The sequence below is a fragment of the Arthrobacter sp. Bz4 genome (assembly GCF_003075455.1).
Classification (GTDB): Bacteria; Actinomycetota; Actinomycetes; order Actinomycetales; family Micrococcaceae; genus Arthrobacter_D.
In genome coordinates this window covers 29501-48636 of record NZ_QDAE01000012.1, presented here as the reverse complement: position 1 = coordinate 48636, position 19136 = coordinate 29501, and the positions used below count along the sequence as shown (strand labels likewise).

Annotated in this window: 16 protein-coding genes and 1 pseudogene; 13 read left to right on the top strand and 4 right to left on the bottom strand. The window is 64.3% G+C overall.

Features of this window, described 5'->3' with window-relative positions:
- Positions 1-22 precede the first annotated feature (22 nt).
- The 7 genes from ssd to DDA93_RS10455 all read left to right on the top strand — a co-directional run bounded on the left by ssd (position 23) and on the right by DDA93_RS10455 (position 5115).
- Positions 23-1102: a septum site-determining protein Ssd gene (gene ssd, locus DDA93_RS10485; protein ID WP_116778734.1), complete on the top strand. Its 1080-nt coding sequence runs from the start codon at positions 23-25 to the stop codon at positions 1100-1102.
- A gap of 116 nt (positions 1103-1218) precedes the next feature.
- Positions 1219-2355 (top strand): TadA family conjugal transfer-associated ATPase, encoded by a 1137-nt coding sequence (locus tag DDA93_RS10480; protein WP_019483163.1) that lies wholly within the window; start codon positions 1219-1221, stop codon positions 2353-2355.
- Complete coding sequence (locus DDA93_RS10475; protein ID WP_116778733.1) at positions 2352-3143, top strand: hypothetical protein; 792 nt, start codon at positions 2352-2354, stop codon at positions 3141-3143. Before DDA93_RS10480 ends, DDA93_RS10475 begins: the two co-directional genes overlap by 4 nt.
- Entirely contained in the window at positions 3118-3765 is a 648-nt protein-coding gene (locus DDA93_RS10470; RefSeq protein WP_243400594.1) for a type II secretion system F family protein, read from the top strand. The genes DDA93_RS10475 and DDA93_RS10470 overlap by 26 nt, the downstream gene beginning before the upstream one ends.
- Positions 3766-3951: 186 nt before the next feature.
- Positions 3952-4170 (top strand): DUF4244 domain-containing protein, encoded by a 219-nt coding sequence (locus DDA93_RS16805; protein WP_243400593.1) that lies wholly within the window; start codon positions 3952-3954, stop codon positions 4168-4170.
- A 49-nt stretch (positions 4171-4219) separates the two neighbouring features.
- Entirely contained in the window at positions 4220-4666 is a 447-nt protein-coding gene (locus tag DDA93_RS10460) for a TadE family type IV pilus minor pilin (RefSeq protein ID WP_243400592.1), read from the top strand.
- Positions 4663-5115 (top strand): Rv3654c family TadE-like protein, encoded by a 453-nt coding sequence (locus DDA93_RS10455; protein WP_116778731.1) that lies wholly within the window; start codon positions 4663-4665, stop codon positions 5113-5115. The genes DDA93_RS10460 and DDA93_RS10455 overlap by 4 nt, the downstream gene beginning before the upstream one ends.
- Positions 5116-5213: 98 nt before the next feature.
- Here the strand turns inward: DDA93_RS10455 and DDA93_RS10450 are convergent, their stop codons facing one another.
- Both DDA93_RS10450 and DDA93_RS10445 read right to left on the bottom strand, forming a co-directional pair.
- Positions 5214-7547 carry a DEAD/DEAH box helicase gene (locus DDA93_RS10450; protein ID WP_116778730.1) on the bottom strand — a complete coding sequence of 778 codons (2334 nt, stop codon included), beginning with the start codon at positions 7545-7547 and terminating at the stop codon, positions 5214-5216.
- Positions 7548-7595: 48 nt separating this feature from the next.
- Positions 7596-8246: a GNAT family N-acetyltransferase gene (locus tag DDA93_RS10445; RefSeq protein WP_133185489.1), complete on the bottom strand. Its 651-nt coding sequence runs from the start codon at positions 8244-8246 to the stop codon at positions 7596-7598.
- A 98-nt stretch (positions 8247-8344) separates the two neighbouring features.
- On the opposite strand from DDA93_RS10445, the gene DDA93_RS10440 reads away from it, so the two are divergent.
- The 6 genes and pseudogenes from DDA93_RS10440 to proC all read left to right on the top strand — a co-directional run bounded on the left by DDA93_RS10440 (position 8345) and on the right by proC (position 17002).
- Entirely contained in the window at positions 8345-9271 is a 927-nt protein-coding gene (locus DDA93_RS10440; RefSeq protein WP_116778766.1) for a rhodanese-related sulfurtransferase, read from the top strand.
- On the top strand, positions 9268-10905 hold the full coding sequence (locus DDA93_RS10435) for a class I SAM-dependent methyltransferase (RefSeq protein WP_116778728.1): 1638 nt from the start codon (positions 9268-9270) through the stop codon (positions 10903-10905). The genes DDA93_RS10440 and DDA93_RS10435 overlap by 4 nt, the downstream gene beginning before the upstream one ends.
- A 232-nt stretch (positions 10906-11137) precedes the next feature.
- Entirely contained in the window at positions 11138-13900 is a 2763-nt protein-coding gene (topA, locus tag DDA93_RS10430; protein WP_019483173.1) for a type I DNA topoisomerase, read from the top strand.
- A 92-nt stretch (positions 13901-13992) separates the two neighbouring features.
- On the top strand, positions 13993-15003 hold the full coding sequence (locus DDA93_RS10425) for a Ppx/GppA phosphatase family protein (RefSeq protein ID WP_116778727.1): 1011 nt from the start codon (positions 13993-13995) through the stop codon (positions 15001-15003).
- On the top strand, positions 14991-15830 hold the full coding sequence (locus DDA93_RS10420; RefSeq protein WP_116778726.1) for a sugar phosphate isomerase/epimerase: 840 nt from the start codon (positions 14991-14993) through the stop codon (positions 15828-15830). Before DDA93_RS10425 ends, DDA93_RS10420 begins: the two co-directional genes overlap by 13 nt.
- A gap of 327 nt (positions 15831-16157) precedes the next feature.
- Positions 16158-17002: pseudogene (gene proC, locus DDA93_RS10415) on the top strand (pyrroline-5-carboxylate reductase).
- An 18-nt stretch (positions 17003-17020) separates the two neighbouring features.
- Here the strand turns inward: proC and DDA93_RS10410 are convergent.
- Together DDA93_RS10410 and DDA93_RS10405 are read right to left on the bottom strand one after the other, a co-directional pair.
- A complete protein-coding gene (locus DDA93_RS10410; RefSeq protein ID WP_019483177.1) occupies positions 17021-17689 on the bottom strand; it encodes a TrkA family potassium uptake protein in 669 nt (222 codons plus the stop codon).
- The gene (locus DDA93_RS10405) at positions 17682-19094 is read right to left on the bottom strand and encodes a potassium transporter TrkG (RefSeq protein ID WP_026041135.1); all 1413 of its coding nucleotides are present in this window, start codon (positions 19092-19094) and stop codon (positions 17682-17684) included. Before DDA93_RS10405 ends, DDA93_RS10410 begins: the two co-directional genes overlap by 8 nt.
- Positions 19095-19136: the final 42 nt, after the last annotated feature.

Genomic DNA, 19136 nt, shown 5'->3' with positions numbered 1-19136 from the left:
TCCGGGGCCCCACGCTTGACCCATGACAGAAGGACGTCCCTGGCTCCCGGCTTCCGGGCGGGCAGGCGTAGCGTTGGTGACCAGTTCGCAACCCATCCGGGATGAAACCGCGAGGGTCGCGGCCGCGGCAGGGCTGGAGCTGACTGTGACGACCACGCTCCCCGAAGCCCGCCAACTGCACCCCGCCGTGCTGCTCGTGGGCAGCGACAGCGCCGAAACAGGATCAGCAACTGACGGTGAGCTGATCCTGGTGGGCCTATCTGGGGAAGACGGTGCAGTGTGGCAGACAGCAGCCCGCCTCAACGCCTCCCAGGTTGCCCTGCTACCCGCTGCTGCCGGCTGGCTGGTGGAACGCTTCGCTGGCCTTCGAGCAAGCGGCCCGCGCGGTCACGTCCTCGGCGTGATGGGCTGCACGGGCGGGGTCGGAGCCAGTTCGCTGAGCTGCTGGCTCGCACTCGCCGCCGCCCGGTCCGGTCGGTCGTGTCTGCTCCTCGACGGTGATTGTGCGGGCGGGGGACTGGATCTCGCCGTATCTGATTCGCTCTCCGGTATCCGGTGGGAAGATCTCGGTGAGGTCAGCGGCACGCTCAACCCAGATCAACTAGTGGATGCGCTCCCCGTGGTCAGGGGTGTATCAGTCCTGGCCATGGGAGGTTCGCCGGCGATTGAGGCAGGGATACTCGGCTCTTCAGCTGTTAAGTCAGTGCTGGACGCGGTCCGAAGCGGTTTTGACCTGACGATCGCTGACCTTCCGTCCGGGTGGCCCTGGGGCGGACCGCTGCTTCCCTTCTGCGACGAACTGGTGCTGCTCGTCCCGGGGCGCCGTCGCCCCCTCGCTGTGGCTCATTCGATCGTGCAACAAACCCAGTTTCTCCCCGTCGGTCTCGTGGCCCGCGGCCCATTCGCTCAGGGCCTGGATCCGCACCGGGTGGCCGAGCTGGCGGGTGGGCCCCTGATCGGGTATCTTCCGCAGCTGCGCGGCGTACCCACGGCTGAACGGCAGGGACGACTCCTAACCATTGGCAAGCACCGCCGGGTGCAGGCCCTCACCGCGCAGGCGTTGGCCACGGTGCCTTTCCATGCGAGGGGAGCCAGGCCGTGAGCGATCTGACACGCAGCCGACACCGTGACAATACGCACCGTGACAATACGCGCCGAGACAGCGCGGGGCCTGACAGCGCGGGCCGTGATGATGGGAACCGTGGTGCAGCCGCGGCGATGGTGAGCGAAGTGCGCCAAGCGGTCCTTGCCGACCAGCTACCGCTCACCGGGGCTCGTCTGGCTGCCGCCGTCCAATCGACGGGCAAGCTGCTGGGGGCCACCGGAATGCTCCGGACCGTTGACCAGGTGCAGGCAGAGCTGCAGGGGTTGGGGCCGCTGCAACACCTTCTCGAGGACCTCTCCGTGACAGACATCCTGGTCAACGGGCCCGATGAGGTGTGGGTGGACGGGGGCGCCGGACTGCGGCGAACCTCCCTCCGTTTCCGTACCGATGCTGAGGTGCGTGCCTTGGCAACCCGGCTCATTTCAGCCGCTGGTAGACGTCTCGACGACGGCAACCCGTGCGTCGACGTCCGCCTGGCTGCATTTCGCGTCCATGCTGTCCTGCCACCGGTGTCCAACCGGGGCACCCTGCTGTCTATCCGCGTTCAACGCCATCGTGAGTTCACCATGGACGAGCTGATCCAGTCGGGAACCCTTGATCCGCTGATGGCCGAGGTGTTGCACGCGGTAGTGGTGCGGCGGCTGAACTTCCTGGTCAGCGGTGCAACTGGCACCGGCAAGACCACGCTCCTGTCGACGCTGCTGGCCCTGAGCGCTTCCTCTGAGCGCCTGGTGACGGTTGAGGATGCGGCTGAGTTGAACCCGCGTCATCCCCACGCAGTATCTTTGCAATGCCGCCACAATAATGCGGAGAGCTCCGGTGCAATCGACCTGGCGGAACTGGTCCGACAAGCGATGCGGATGCGTCCCGACCGGCTGATCGTCGGGGAGTGCCGTGGCGCGGAAGTCCGGGAACTCCTCGCGGCGATGAACACTGGTCACTCCGGTGCCGGCGGCACGATCCACTCCAACTCAGCTGAAACCGTCCCCGCACGGTTGATGGCCCTGGGATCCCTGGCCGGCCTGAACCGTGAAGCAATCACCCTGCAAGCCGCCAGTGCGCTGGACGTCGTGGTGCACCTGGTGCGCAGCCCGGGGGGACGGCAGGTTGCGGTGATCGGCCTGGTGGAACTTGACGACGCCGGCGCGCTAAGAGTTCGCCCCGCCCTTGTCCGGTGCGGCGGTGGATGTGAGGCGGCGCCGGGCTGGGCGCGGTTGCAGGATCTGCTCAGGATTGGACCACAGTCATGACGGGATTCGCCGTCGGCGGGTTGATGCTTGTGGCCTTTCTCATCCTCGCCGTAACGGAGGTCCGGAGGGAGGGCCAGAACAACGCTGGGGAGCCAACCGGGGTCGGGTACCGGATCGCAGCGACGCGCAACCTGACCCGACCCGCCCAAGTAGCCCCGTCGGAGCTGCCCCTGTTCGTGTACCAGCTGACAGCGCTGCTGCAGGCGGGAAGGGCGCCGCACCAGCTATGGCAGGACATGACCGTGGTGTATTCGGCGGCCGGCAGGGAACGGATCCCGGGTTCCGGTCCTGGGTTCGAACAGGTTGCGCTGCCAGTTGTTCGCGCCGCCCAGCAGGCAGCAGCAATCGGGGCTGGGATCCCGGAGGTCCTCCGGCGCGCAGCAGCTGATCCGCACGGACGCGAACGCTGGCGCCTTGGCCGAGTCAGGACCCCACCAGCGGACTGTTCAGGCATGTGGCGGGACCTGGCGGTATGCCTGGAAGTATCCGAGCGAAGCGGCGCGCCACTGGTCGAAGTCCTGGGCCGGTATGCCGCCCAGTTGGAGCAATCACTCGGCGCCGCTGCGTCACGGGCAACGGCGCTGGCCGGGCCAGCCGCCACCGCGCGTCTCCTCGGCTGGCTCCCGATCTTCGGACTTGGGCTGGGCTACCTGACCGGCGCTCAACCCCTCGCTATCCTGTTCGGGTCGCTTCCCGGGCTGGTGTTGCTGTGTACAGGGAGCCTTCTGATGGTGGGCGGACGAGTCTGGTCCAATCGGCTTGTTGCCGCTGCGGCCCGGGACGGCTGAGGTGACCGGGCTGCTGGTCTTTAGCCTGACGGGCGCGGCTTTCCTCCTGCTGACAGCGTCCCACGGGCTGGTTGGTGTGAGGTGGGGTGGCAGGGAGGTTCCCGGGCACCGGACAGGGGCACCGCCGTGGCGGTGGCGCCGCGGCGGTGAGCCGCACGCGAAGAATCAGGACGCAGACGTCCTCGACACCGCATTGATGATTGATCTTCTCGCCGCAATTCTGACCGCCGGGGCGCCAATCGGAGTTGCTCTCACATCACTCGCTGGCTCCTGTCCACCGTCGTTGGCACGTGGCCTGCGAGCCGTGGCGAGTGCCCTGTCACTAGGCGCTGATTGGGACGTGGCGTGGAACTCAGCCGTCGCCCGCTCAGATGTCCGGACGGGGGAAATCCTCGTGGTGCTCAGCAGCGCTTTGCGGTTCGCTGCACTCACCGGTGCCTCGTCAGCCGGAATTGTCCACACCCATGCATCGCAGCTCCGGCGCCGCAGAAATAGCGAAGCAGAGCAACGAGCGGCCACGCTCGGCGTCCGGCTCGTGGTGCCTCTGGGTCTTTGTTATCTCCCGGCGTTCATCTGCTTCGGGGTGCTTCCGGTGGTCTTCGCCCTGGTTCCGGTGTGGTGACGCCAGTGAATACCGAACTACTGAGACTTGTCCACATAACCCTGTTGCGGTGCCCAACGGCCGCGCACTGCCGGGCAGAGTGTGAAGAGGGCGTCCTGGCGCCCACCAGCAACCTCCCAGATACCCAGTCGGAGAGGACGGCGCAGTTCGCCGGTGCTGCAGCATACGAATACTAAGGAGAGAGATATGTCGTCCGTAAGAGGGTCAGGTTCGCAATGGAGACGTCGGGTTGCCGACCGGTGGCACCGCCTAGCCAATTCGGAGGCCGGGATGGCCACCGCCGAGTACGCGATTGCCACGCTCGCCGCGGTGGGATTCGCTGCCCTCCTCGTGGCGATCCTGTCGAGTGGGGAGGTCAGGGGCATGCTGATGTCCCTCATCAGCTCGGCCCTGAGTTTCGGGTAACTGGCTGATGCCAGGGATCAGGCCGGTGGTGATACGGCAGCGCGGTGCGGTGACGGCAGAGATCGCAATTGCGCTGCCGTCATTGGTCTTGCTCCTCGCGCTCCTCCTGGGTGCCGCAACCGCGGGACTGACACAGCTGCGGTTGGAGGAGGCGGCCCGCGCAGGTGCCCGGGAGGTTGTGCGCGGCGAGTCAACGGTTCAGGTGCAAACGACTGTGCGGCGCCTTGCAGGTGGGAACGTGCAACTTGATCTAGTGAGCGGCGGTGGCTGGTCAACGGTGACAGTCACCTCACGTCTGACCGTCCCGTTGCTGGACCAGTTGGGGTGGGAGCTGTCAGCGTCAGCAACGGCGCGCTCCGAGCTGCATAGCGGGGAGTCCGCACCCACTCTGACCGGGACAGCCGGGCGTTATCACCTACAACCCGAGGCCCCGATCGGACCAGACGCCCCGCGGATAGGTCCGGTAGGTCCCGTAGCGACGGCAGGTAGGACATGAGGAGTCTGTGCGTCGCCAGGAGCCCCCACGCTCAAACCGGCGCCGGGGCGCACGCTGAAACCTGCGCTGAAACCGGCGCTCAAACGGGCGCTGAAACAGGGGCAGGGACCGCACTGATCTGTGGGTTCGCGCTGGTGGTTCTCACCCTTATTACGGCAGTAATCTTGTTGGCCCAGGTCGGTACGGCAGCGGCACGGGCAGCTACCGCCGCTGATCTCGCGGCCCTGGCCGCCGCCGACGCATCGCGTGGATTGACCGCGGGAGATCCCTGCACTGTCGCGATGGAAACCGCTGCGGCCCATGGCGCCTACGTGCAGGCCTGTGCCCGGGAGGGCCCCGGGGGCACCATCGTGGAGGTGCGAACTTCGTTCACGGTGAAGGTGGTGATCGCCGGGTACCCGCTGCTGCCGGATGCAATGGGTCGGGCACGCGCCGGACCGCCGCCCTAGATCCGAATCCGAATCCGAATCCGCATCCGCATCCGGAACGGAAACAGGAACCTGGACAGGGCCAGGAAAGCGCCGGTCGCCGCACCTGGCCAGCGGTCCTAGCGGTGTGACGGGTTGGGGTCCTGCGCCAGGATCAATGCCAATAGTGTTGCGGCGCCGGACTTACTCAGCGGGTTGTTGCGGTTGCCGCACTTGGGCGACTGCACGCACGAGGGGCAGCCCGTGTCGCACTCGCACGCATCAATGGCGTCGAGGGTCGCCTTGACCCAGATCCGGACGGCTTCGTAGCCCCGCTCGGCAAACCCCGCCCCGCCGGGATGGCCGTCATAAACGAAGATGGTAGGGAGCATCGTGTCGGCGTGCAGTGCGGTTGAGACTCCACCAATATCCCATCTGTCGCTGGACGCCACGAGGGGTAGCAGACCGATGGCGGCATGTTCCGCGGCGTGGAGCGCACCCGGCAGATCGGCGGCGGTCAGGCCGCTGCCTTCCAGTAGCTTCTGGTCGAACTCGAACCAGACACCCTTCGTGTGAAGATCCCGGGCCCCGAGTTCGAGCGGCTCCTCACCAAGGATTTCGTTGGAGACGAAGGCCTTCCGTTGAAACGACACCACCTGCGTGGTCACCATTACCTCGCCGAACCGGATCTGTAACCCGCCCCAGTCCTGTGTCCGGCTGGTGCTGATCACTTCAATCTCGGTGATATCCCTGGCCTGGGTGTAGTAATCCGGGTTGGACCGGGTCACCATGGCGCAATGATCCTGTTCATTCAGCTCGTCGACCACGTAGGTCTGCCCTTGATGCACATAGATCGCACCGGCATGCGCCTGATAGTGGCTCTGCGGCGAATCCATGGTGCCGAGCATGGTTCCGGTCCCGGTCTCGACAATGCTGATCGGGCCGCCACCGTCGGCGCGCAGGCTGACCATCCCGGCAGCGCTTTGCGGGTGCGTCCAAAACCATCCGGCGGGCCGCTGGCGGAGGAACCCCTGGCTGACCAATTTCGCGAGCAGGTCCTCAACTCCGGAACCGAAGAGCGCGAGATCAGCCGATGTCAGCGGCAACTCGGCGGCGGCTGCGCAAAGGTGCGGGCCGAGCACATAGGGATTGGTGGGGTCAAAAACGGTAGCTTCCACCCCGACGTCGAACACTGCCTCCGGATGATGCACCAGATACGTGTCGAGTGGGTCATCGCTCGCGATGAAGGCTGCGAGCGCGTCCTGCCCCGACCGTCCGGCCCTGCCGATCTGCTGCAGGAGCGAGGCCCGGGTGCCGGGCCACCCTGCTACCAGAACGGCGTCCAGCCCGGAGATATCGATACCAAGTTCAAGCGCGGGCGTGCTGGCAATACCGAGCAGCTGCCCGCTGCGCAGCGCTGACTCCAGTTCCCTGCGCTCCTCGGGAAGGTAACCCGACCGGTACGCAGCAACCCTGCCGGGCAGGCTGGGATGAACCTCATGGAGCAGCCGCTTTGACATCGCGGCGATGCTCTCCGCTCCCCGCCGCGACTTGATGAATGCGATCGTCCGGACCTGTGCGGAGACCAAATTGGTCAACAGGTCAGATGTCTCGGCGATGACGGTCCGGCGTTTGGGGGCACCGTTCTCTCCCCGCAGATCAGTGAGTTCTGGTTCCCAAAACGCTACGGTCGTTGACCCGTGCGGGGAGCTGTCCTCCACTACCGGCGTCGCCTCACTGCCAATCAGTTTCCCGAAGGAGGCACCAGGATCGGCCGACGTGGCGGAAGCGCCAATGAAAACGGGGGAGACGCCGTAATACTCACAGACGCGCCGCAGACGACGCAGCAGATTCGCCACGTGGGAGCCGAAAACCCCACGGTAGCTGTGGGCTTCATCGACGATCACATACTTCAACCGTCGAAAAAACCTGGCCCACCAGGAATGGTTGGGCAGGATCCCGTAGTGCAGCATGTCGGGGTTCGCCAGCACCAGGTTTGCGTGGTCTCGGATCCACCGGCGGGCTGTCGGATCGGTGTCGCCGTCGTACGTTTCCGCCCGGACCGTCGGAATGTTCATGGCCTTCACTGCCGCCAACTGATCTGCGGCGAGTGCCTTGGTTGGTGCGAGATAGAGAGCCACTGAACCGGTGGGCTCCAGCGAGGTCCGGTCCCCTAACGCGGTCCGGTGAATCTCGTCGAGCACCGGCAGCTGGTAGGCAAGCGATTTCCCGGATGCCGTGCCGGTGGCCACAATGGTGTGCCGACCGCTATGCGCAGCGTTTGCTGCTATCACCTGATGCCGCCAGGGGGTAGACACGCCCAACGACGCATAGGCAGCGACAATATCGGGGTGGGCCCAGTCCGGCCACGGCTCGGTGACGGCCTGCCGGGCGGGAATCTCCCGAACATGAACCAGCTGCTCCGGTTCGGCGCCCCCACCAAGTAGGGGAATCAGGGAGTCATGAAGGGCCACCTTGCCATTGTGTCACTCCGGCGGGTGCGGAAAACCAGAAAAGGTAGGTTAGGCGCGAACCACGAAGACGTCGGCGAGATGCTGCCAGCCCAGGTACTGATACAACTGCTGGCCGTCAGCCGACGCCATGAGCAGCCCGTGTTCCACATCGTCTTCCAGCACCGCCGAGGTAAGCGCACGCATCACGTAGCTGCCGAGCCCGCGACGACGGAACTGTTCACTCGTCAGGATGCGGTCATAGACGGCGAAGCCCTGTTCCACTGCGACTGATCCGCGGGCCGCCTCCTCACCGTCGGCGGTCACGATGACCCGGCGACAGGTTGGCTCACGAAGGTGGGTAATGGAGAACACCTCATCTGGCGGGCGAGGGTCCTCGACGTCCTGACCGTCCATGTTCACGGTCATCAGTGCCTGATGGTTGTCAATCACCCTCAGGCCCAGCGGGCTGAGTAGGCCGAGTAGTTCGTCCATCCGGGTGGTCACCACGGTGAGGAGACGATTCGGGTCGGCTCTGGTTTCAGTTGCGAGCGAGAGTGCCAATTCGTCGGTGGGTTCATACAAGAAGTGCTCCTGCTGATTGCCATGATCCGTGAGGGATACGGACACCGTGCGGCCATCGTCGTGCGGCTGATAGCTCCGGCAGGAGGACCAACCGGAGATCCACGTCTTCAGCAATTTTTCGGAGAGATGTGCACTCATGAAATGACCTTAGGCTTTGTGGCTGGTATTGAACATAGGACACCGAAGCCGTAGTCGATTCGAGACCTCACCGAGGGCGGACCGTTATGCTTGACTGCGTGTCCATGAACCGCATTGTGCTGTATTACGCTTTCACCCCGCTACCCGATCCGGAGGCCGTCCGACTCTGGCAGCGGGCACTCTGCGAGAAGCTCGGGCTCCGGGGCCGAATCCTGCTATCGAAAGACGGGATCAATGGAACCGTCGGCGGCGAATTGAACGCCATGAAGCAGTATGTGAAGGCAACCCGCGAGTATCCGGCCTTCAAAAAGATGGACATCAAGTGGTCCGAGGGCGGGGCAGCTGACTTTCCCCGGCTCAGCGTCAAGGTACGAGACGAAATCGTGTCTTTCGGCGCCCCCGCGGAGCTCAAAGTCAACGAGGACGGCGTTCTGGGTGGCGGCATGCACCTGAAACCCGCGGAACTGCACCGCCTGGTGGATGCCAAAAAGGCCAGTGGTGAGGAAGTGGTCTTTTTCGACGGTCGCAACGCGCTGGAGGCGCAGATCGGCCGGTTCAAAAACGCGATCGTCCCCAATGTCGCGACCACCCAGGACTTCGTCAATGAACTCGACTCTGGTCGGTATGACGACCTGAAAGACAAACCGGTGGTCACCTACTGCACCGGGGGGATCCGCTGCGAAGTTCTGTCCAGCCTGATGATCAATCGCGGCTTCACCGAGGTGTACCAGTTGGATGGCGGAATCGTGCGGTACGGGGAGGAGTACGGTGACTCGGGCCTCTGGGAGGGGTCCCTGTATGTTTTCGACAAGCGCATGCACATCGAGTTTTCACAGGATGCAAAAACCATCGGCAAGTGTGTTCGCTGTGAGACACCGACGAACAAGTTCGAGAACTGTTCCAACCTCGCCTGCCGCAATCTGACCCTGTACTGTGCGGACTGCGCCGCTTCCCCATCGACGCTGCGCTGCCCTCAGGGCTGCGAATCCGATGAGGCCGAGGCAACCGCCGCGGGTGCTGCGTGAGGCATGCCGAGTTCACCAGCGATGTCCCTGATGCACCGCTCAGCAGTGACAAGGCGCTCCTGGCGGCCCTCACCGCCGACCTTCAATCACTCAATTACACGCCCGACGGCGTCGCCGGGCTCATCGGAGTCGAAGCCTGGGAGTCGCTCGAGAAGGATCAGCTGATCCCCGCGCTCCTCGCCTGTCGGCAAGCGGACACCGCAGCCGGGGATGAACCCACTGCTGCGGTGCTGCTGTGGCTGCTCTGCGAAACGGTACCCGAAGCCCAACTCAGCGAAGCCTTCACCCGAACCACACCAGTCGGGCTGGGCCAGCTGGGGCTGGCTGAACGGGATGGTGCGGACGGCTGGCGGGCGGTTGTCGACCTCCGCCCCTACACCTCCGACGCCGGGGGCGATCTGTGGGTGGCCAGCGACCTGGGCCAACATCAGCGGCCCGGGGTGCTCCGCCGCGATCACGTCCTCGGTATCGGCCAGGCTTCTCGCACCCTGGCCCAACTGACGGTCCGGCCTGTCGTGGACCGTGCCTTGGATCTCGGCACCGGGTGCGGCATCCAGACCTTCCACCTCCTTGGCCATGTTCGGCATGTCACTGCCACCGATATTTCGGCTCGAGCGCTTGCGTTTACCCGTTTCAACCTGCTCCTGAATTCTGAAGCGTTGGGGCTGGACCCCGATGACCTCGGAAACCGGGTCACCCTCCGGCAAGGCAGCCTCCTCGATCCGGTAACCGGCGAAACGTTCGACCTGGCAGTTTCCAACCCTCCGTTCGTCATCACGCCCCGTCGCCCGGGGGAAACCGCCGATAGCCAGTTCACCTACCGTGATGGCGGGCTGCCCGGCGACGATATTGTCTCGACACTGTTCAGGGAACTACCTTCCGTCCTCACCCCGGGTGGCACGGCCCAGCTGTTGGGCAACTGGGAAATTACCTCCGGGGCGAGATGGCACGATCGGATCGAGTCCTGGCTTCCCGCCAGTGTGGACTGCTGGGTTCTGCAGCGGGAACAGCTGACGCCGTCGGGCTACGCGCTGACCTGGCTGCGGGACGCCGCCGAAACCCGTGATCCGGACGCGTTCGTTGACCGCTACGCGGCCTACATCGACGACTTCCGGTCCCGCAACGTTGAATCAGTCGGCTTCGGCGCGGTGCTGCTTCGCACGCCAGGAGTGCCGCGCACCGGCCAGCCCGCCATCCGCCAGGCTGCCTCAGCACCGGAGGTGCCGCTCCGTCGGTTCGAGGAAATCACGCACGCGCTGGAGCAACCGATTGCCCCGCACTTCGCCGCCGGCATGGGCAGGTACGACTGGGCCGTCGAGCACGCCGGTGACCTACCCGAGCAACATTTGCTGGTGGCCGACGACGTCACCGAGGAACGCCACCAGCGCCCGGGCGCCGAACATCCCGGAGTGATCCTGCTCCGGCAAGGTGCTGGCTTCCGGCGCACCAACCTGCTGAGCACCGAGTTGGCGGGCTTCGTTTCCGCCTGCGACGGTGACCTCTCGGCCGGTCAGATCGTGATGGCTCTCAGCGCCCTCCTTGGCCAGGACGACGACGCCTTCCGGGCCGCGCTGCTGTCCGACGTGAGAGAGCTTGTCCTGGACGGATTCCTGATTCCGGCAGCAGCCAACTAACGCCGGAAGGCCACCGATCCCGGCCGCCAGCCCGGGTGCCGGGCAGCCCCGGCGAGGAGAGGTTGTGCACAGTTATCCCCCTTTTGTGACCACCGGTACACCGAAGCCGTTACCCTATTGCAGGAAGGCATGCCGCATACTGTGAAGGGTATGGGGGCTCATAGCCTGAGCCGCCCCGTTACGAAGACCGCTGAAACGCCATCAGCTCAGCGGACCTATATATAGGAGAGAAGTGCCCACTAAGGCAACGGACAAGAAGCCCGGCCGCAAGCTCGTCATTGTTGAGTCACCCGCAAAAAGCAAGACCATTGCTGGTTATCTCGGCGAGGGCTTCGAGGTCACGGCGTCCATGGGGCACATCCGGGATCTTCCCCAGCCCTCAGACCTGCCCGCCGAGCTGAAAAAGACCGGTGTCGGCAAGTTCGCGGTGGACCTCGACAATGACTTCGAGCCCTACTATGTGGTCTCGGCCAACAAGAAGAAGACAGTCGCCGAGCTGAAGGCGGCGCTCAAGGGCGCCGAAGCCCTCTACCTCGCAACTGACGGTGACCGCGAGGGTGAGGCAATCGCCTGGCACCTGCTTGAGGTGCTCAAACCCAAGGTCCCGGTCTACCGGCTGACCTTCCCCGAAATCACCAAGGAAGCCATTCAGCGGGCGCTCCTGGAAATGCGCGAACTCGACATTCCGATGGTCGACGCCCAGGAGACCCGGCGGATCCTGGACCGGCTGTACGGCTACGAAATCTCACCAGTACTGTGGCGCAAAGTGGCTCGCGGTCTCTCAGCCGGCCGGGTACAGTCGGTCGCCACCCGGCTCGTCGTCGAACGCGAGCGCGAACGGATGGCCTTCCGTGCAGCGTCCTACTGGGACCTTACCGGCACCTTCTCACCGCAGAGCGGTGACGAGCGTCAGTCCTTCGCGGCCAAACTCGTCAGCCTCGACGGTTCTCGGGTGGCGACAGGCAAGGATTTCACCGACCTCGGAGAGCTGAAGTCATCGACGGTGGCGCGGCTCGACGCCGAAACCGCTGAATCGTTGGCGGCCGAACTGCAGGACGCAGAGTTTGCGGTCCGCTCGGTCGACACCAAGCCCTACACCCGCCGGCCGGCAGCGCCGTTCACCACCTCGACCCTGCAGCAGGAAGCAGCCCGCAAGCTGCGGTTCTCCTCCCGGGTCACCATGCAGGTTGCCCAGCGCCTGTACGAAAACGGCTACATCACGTACATGCGAACCGACTCGCCAGCCCTCTCGGACCAGGCCGTCAACGCTGCCCGCCGCCAGGCATCCGAACTGTACGGTGCTGAATATGTCCCGGACGCCCGCCGCGTGTACAAGGGCAAGTCCAAGAACGCCCAGGAAGCCCACGAAGCGATCCGCCCCGCCGGTGACTCCTTCCGCACCCCAGCGCAGGTCGCTGGACAACTTCGCGGCGAAGAATTCCGGCTGTATGAACTCATCTGGAAGCGCACGGTCGCTTCCCAGATGGCTGATGCAAAGGGTTCGACGGCGACCCTCCGGTTGGGAGCCCTCGCGGCCGGCCCGGACGGAAAGACGCGTGACGCTGAATTCTCGGCCTCCGGCACCGTCATCACCTTCCGCGGCTTCATGGCTGCCTATGAGGAAGGTAAGGATGCCGGGCGCAATGAGCAGGATGCCTCGGCCGATGGCGGGCAGGAAGCAAGGCTTCCCAACCTCGCCGCGGGTGACAAGTTGGGGGCGGAGGAGGTCAACGCCGTCGGGCATGAAACCTCACCGCCGCCTCGTTTCACTGAAGCTTCGCTGGTGAAAGTCCTGGAGGAGCTGGGTATTGGCCGGCCCTCAACCTACGCCGCAACCATCTCCACCATCATGGATCGTGGGTATGTGCGGACCCGCGGGCAGGCGCTGGTCCCCAGCTGGATCGCTTTTTCGGTGGTCCGGCTTCTGGAAGAGCACTTCCACGACTACGTCGACTACGACTTCACTGCGGAGCTGGAAGAGGACCTGGACCGCATCGCCCGCGGTGAGGCTGGCCGGGTCGACTGGCTGAACCACTTCTATTACGGGGACCGCAAGGTCACCGGGCTCCACACCATCGTGAACGACCTCGGCGAGATTGACGCGCGCAAAATCAACTCCATTGAGATCGCCGAAGGCATCACACTGCGCGTCGGCAAGTTCGGGCCCTACCTGGAGAAGCCGCTCCCCGCTGATGCTGAAGAGGGAACCGAACCGCAGCGCGCCAACGTTCCTGAGGACCTGGCCCCCGATGAGCTGACTGTCGAGAAGGCCATCGAGCTGATGAACACCTCCGGCACTGAGGAACGGATCCTCGGCGAGGATCCGGACACGGGGCGCTCCATCGCGGCACGGGACGGCCGGTATGGTCCCTACGTGATTGAGCTCATCCCGGAGGTCACCGAAGAGGAGCTCGCCAAGCAGCCGGTCGAGTATTACAAGAACGGGAAACCGAAGCCGCCGAAAAAGCCGACCAAAGAGAAACCCCGCACTGGGTCCCTGTTCGCTTCAATGTCGCTGGACACGGTGACTCTCGAGGACGCCCTGAAACTCATGAATCTTCCGCGGGTTCTTGGCGTTGACGCCGAGGGCAAGGAGATTACCGTGCAGAACGGCCGGTTCGGTCCGTACCTGAAGAAGGGGACCGATTCGCGATCCATCGGGTCGGAGGAGGAGATTTTCACCATCACGCTGGAACAGGCGCTGGAGATCTACTCGCAGCCCAAGCAGCGCGGCGGGAGGACGGCCGCGCCGCCGCTGGCCGAGTTCGGCGATGATCCGGTGTCCGAGAAGCCGGTAGTGGTCAAAGACGGCCGGTTCGGCCCGTACATCACCGACGGGGTCACGAACATCACCGTTCCGCGGTCAATGGCCATTGAGGAACTGACCCGCGAACTGGCACTCGAGCTGTTGGCGGACAAGCGGGCCAAGGGGCCGGCTCCGAAGAAGACTGCCAGCCGCGCGCCCGCCAAACGCAAGGTCGCTGCACGGAAGTAGGACCTGATGGCGGGCCCTTCGGGGTCCGCCACCAGTAATAGGACGCCGTGGGGCGCGTCGTCAACGAAAGTATCGACGAGAATAATGGAATCATGCGTCTAGGCGTCTTGGATATCGGATCAAATACTGTGCATCTGCTCCTGGTGGATGCCCACGCCGGGGCACGCCCGGTGCCTTTTGCGTCCCACAAGCGGCCGCTCCAGCTTGTCGCTCACCTCGACAGCGAAGGCGCCATTAGCGATCGCGGTCAGCGTGAGTTGATCAATTTCGTCAAGGATGCACGAAAGTTCGCGAGCCGGCATGGTGCTGAGGACTTCCTCGCGTTCTGCACCTCAGCAATCCGCGAGTCGGCAAACGGTGAGGCCCTGCTGCAGCGGGTCAAAGCGGAAACCGCTGTGGTACTCCAGGAACTCTCCGGCGATCAGGAAGCGGCAATGACCTTTCAGGCGGTTCGCCGCTGGTATGGCTGGAGCCCCGGGTCCATCCTCAACCTGGACATCGGCGGCGGCTCATTCGAGATGGCGATGGGCGAGGACGAACTGCCCGAGGTGGCGATTTCCGTGCCCCTGGGAGCTGGCCGGCTCACCCGCGACTGGCTCAACGATGACCCCCCGACAGCCAAGAGCGTGAAGAACCTCCGCCGCTACATCCGCGCAACCATGAAGGACGCCGCGGCCGAATTCAAGTCCCTCGGAGAACCGCAACTGGTGGCAGGCACATCGAAGACGTTCAGATCACTTGCCCGTCTGGCCGGAGCCGCCCCCTCAGCGGCCGGACCGTTCGTCCAGCGCGAACTCCGGCTGGAAGACCTGTCCCTATGGACCAAGCGATTGGCGGCCATGTCGGTAAAGGACCGGGTGAACCTCGACGGCGTCTCGGAGACCCGGGCGCCGCAGGTCCTCGCGGGTGCCCTGGTGGCCGAGGCAGCCCTGGAGGTGTTCAAGGTCAACAGCGTCAAGATCTGCCCGTGGGCCCTGCGTGAGGGTCTGCTGCTGCGCCGGTTCGACACCTTGATGTTCGAGGCGCAGGAACCGATGCCCGCCGTCGGCGTCGGGCACGTCCAACTGAGTTCCGCCCTGCGGGACGAGCCATGGGCAGGATGAGCGGCGCTGTGAACGAGGGGACCGCGCCGGAGGGGGCCCAGGGGGTGCGCGTGGCGCTGTCCAGCGCGTCAGTCTACCCACTGGCCGTCCATGAGGCTTTCGCGGTGTCCCGCAGCCTCGGCTACGACGGGGTTGAGGTGATGGTCACCAACAACCATGTGAGCCAGAACCCCGACAAGCTCAGCGCACTCAGCCGGCAGTATGACCAGCCGATCGTCGCCATTCACGCACCAACCCTGCTGCTGACCCAGCAGGTGTGGGGCAAGGCATGGACGAAGGTGGAAATGTCAGCGGCGATGGCGGCCGAGGTGGGTGCTGGGACCGTCGTGGTGCACCCGCCCTTCCGCTGGCAGAGTGGCTACGCGGAGAACTTCGCCGAGGGGGTGCAGCGCATCACTGCTGAGTACGGGGTCACCGTTGCCGTGGAAAACATGTACCCGTGGCGGGTCCGTGGGCGTGAAGCGAAGGCGTATCTGCCGCACTGGAATCCGGTGCCGCAATCCTATGAGGCGATCACCTGGGACTTCTCGCACGCCGCAATAGCCGGGATGGACTCGTTGGAGGAAATGCGGACACTCGGCGACCGGCTGTCGCACGTCCATCTGACCGACGGCACCACCAACGGTAGAGACGAACATTTGTTGCCCGGCCAGGGGACTCAACGCTGCGCGGAATCGCTGGAGTTTCTGGTCAATTCAGGTTTCACCGGGGTTGTGGCGGTCGAAGTAAGCACGAGAAAAGCGAAAGGTGCCGACGAGCGGGACAAGTGGTTGGGGGAAACACTTGCTTTCGCTCGACGGCACCTGGGTCAGGCCAAGGAAACCTGACGGTTCATCACTCGCACCTCTAGGAGGTGTTACCAACATTAGGCCCGCTAGTTGTGAGTTAGCCGGGAGGATGCTGGTAGCCGGGTGTGTGGACGGCGGATCCGGCCCAGGGTGCGGGAGAGCTTAAAGGACGGTGCCGGTGAGCTGTCCAGGAAAGTGGGGGGCTAACCTGTGTCGCTCACCGGCACCTGAAGACCAGACCAAGGAAGTCCGGTCGTCATCTCTCGCACCTTTATGAGGTAATAACGAGTGTACTGATATTTCGCCGAAAAAGTGGCGCCGTTAGCTGGGATAACGCTGGGAATTTGTCCGTGGCAGGATGGAAACATGACCAACGTGACTGAACCAACGATTTCCTTCCTCGGCTGTGGCTCTATGAACGAGGCGATCCTCGGCGGTCTGCTCGCCGGTGGCGTGTCACCGGAGCGGGTGACGGCGACCGTCAGGAGTGCCGAACGTGCGGCCGAACTGCGCCGCGTGCACGGCATTACCGTGTTGGCGACCGCTGAGGACCCTGACGCCAACCGCACTGCAGCCGCGGGGGCCGACGTCGTCATCATGGGGGTCAAGCCGGTCGGAACGATCGCCCTGGCCCGGGAAATCGGTCCAGCGCTGCGGCCGACGACGACGGTCATCAGCGTTGCGGCAGCCATTTCCCTGGCGATGCTCGAGCTGCGCTTCCCGAGGGTCAGCCGGTGATCCGTTCGATGCCCAACACCCCATCCCGGCTGGGCAGGGGAGTGCTCTCCATCTCGGCCGGTACCCACGCGGACGCCTCACTCATGACGCAGGCGCGGGACATTCTCGGCTCCGCGGGTACCGTCGTCGATATCCCTGAGGACCAGGTGGATGCGTTGTCAGCCGTCAGCGGCTCGGGCCCGGCCTATGTGTTTTATCTGGCGGAGGCTATGGCCGCCGCGGGTGTGGAACTGGGGCTTGACCCAGGGCTGGCGAAAATCCTGGCCACAGAAACGGTGGCCGGCGCCGGGTACATGCTCGCGGAGCAGGATGCGGACCCCACCGCCCTGCGGCGAGCCGTCACCAGCCCCAACGGCACCACCGAGCAGGCCATCGCGACATTCGACCGGTTGGATCTGCCGGTCATCATTGCCGCCGGAGCCCGGGCCGCCAGCAACCGTGCCCAGGCCATCACCGAGGAGTTGGACTCCTAGCAGGCCCACGCCCCGGGCCTAAGGGCGGGCAGCGAACCGTTCCAGCAGGTCAACGTGGCCCGAAACGATCAACATGTCCCGGCTGCTCACCTTGGTGTCTGGCCGGGCGTAGGTGAAGTCCTCTCCTGGCGACTTCACGCCGACAACGGTGACGCCGTACTTGGACCGCACCGCCGATTCGCCCAACGTGAAACCCTGGGTTTCCTTCGGCGGGTACATCTTGACGATCGCGAAACCGTCGTCGAACTCGATGAAGTCGAGCATCCGCCCGCCGACCAGGTGAGCTGCACGCACACCGGCGTCGGCCTCGGGGTAGATGACGTGGTTAGCGCCAATGCGTTTGAGGATCTTGCCGTGCGCCGGGGTGATCGCCTTGACCCACAGATGGTCGATACCGAGGTCCACGAGGTTGGCGGTGATCAGCACGCTTGATTCGATCGAGGTGCCAACGCCGACGACGGCGGCGCTGAACTCCTGCGCGCCGAGCTGGCGGAGGGCATCGATATTGGTGGCGTCCGCCTCAACGACGTGGGTGAGCACCCCCGACCACTTCTGGACAAGCTGGGTGTCGCGTTCGATCGCCAGAACCTCACGGCCTTGCTTGACCAGCTGGTCGGCCGTCGCTGAACCGAAGCGGCCCAAGCCGATCACCAGTACCGGTGCGTTATGTGCTGGTCTCTCAGCCAATGATCGGCCTCTCTTCAGGGTAGTGGTACAAGGTGCTGCGCTGCCGGAGGGCCAGTGCAGATGCCAGGGTGATGGTTCCCATGCGGCCGGCAAACATCAGTGCGGACAGGACGTATTTTCCTTCCGGCGGCAATTCAGCACTGAGGTTGGTGCTGAGCCCGCAGGTGGCGAACGCTGAAATCACTTCGAACAGCACCCGGTTAAGGTCCTCCTCGGTCATCCACAGCAGAACCCCCGTGGCAACGAGGACCAGGGTCGCGCCCATAAAGATCACTGAGATGGCCACCCGCATGACGCCTTCGGGAATCTTACGCCCGTAGGCCTTCACATCCGAGTTGCCGCGTGCCTCGGCCACGATGGCGAGGAACATGACGGCGATCGTCGTGACCTTGATGCCGCCAGCGGTGGAAGCGGACCCGCCACCGGCAAACATGAGTGCATCGGTCAGCAACATGGTGGCCGACCCCATTTCGGCCTGGTCCACCAGGTTGAACCCGCCCGATCTGGTCATCACCGAGGCGAACAGGGCATGGATCACCTTGTCGCTGTTGCTGAATCCGCCGATGGTCCGGCTGTTGGACCATTCCATTGCGCCCCAGGCAATTGCCCCGGCTACCAGCAGGATCAGCGAGACGTTGACGGTCAGCTTGGTGTGCAGGCTCCATTTACGGACCCTGAGACGGTACTGGATGAGGACCAGGATGACGGGGAAGCCGAGGCTGCCCAGAAACACGCCGATCATGATGGGTATCAGAATGAAAAGATCGGTCTCGTAGGGGACCAGGCCATCCGAGTGCGGCGTGAACCCTGCGTTGTTGAAAGCGGAAATCGAATAGAACACCCCATGCCATACGGCGAGCCAGAACGGTTCTCCAAGCACCATGAATCGGGGGATCAGCATCAGGGCGAGCACAATCTCCACGACCACCGATGTGGTGATCACGATGCGCAGCAATGTTCCCACCTCGCCGAGGCGGGAGGCGTTGTTCAGCGCGGACTGGGCTAGCAGCTTCCCACGCACACCGAGCCGCTTGCTCACCATCAGCGCGAGCAGCGATGCGAGAGTGAGGGTGCCCAGGCCGCCGACGAAGATGGCGATCAGGATCACCAGTTGCCCGAAGAAGGACCAATAGGCGGCGGTTGAAACCACTGTCAGACCGACCACGCAAACCGCCGAAACCGCGGTGAACAAGGCATCGTGCAGCGGAGCGGCGACGCCGTCGCTGGAAGCGACCGGCAAGCTGAGGAGCACGGTGAAGATGAGGATGACGCTAAAAAAGATGATCAGGGCGACGCGAGCGGGGGAGCTGTTGGCCACTCCATCGATGAAATCCCGGATGCGAGCCAGCACCCTCAGGTATACGCTCTGCTCTTCCTGCAGCCAGGATGGCTGTGATCTTGCCATTGCGCTCGCTTTGCCCCGGTTCCGCGGTCTCGACTTCGGATG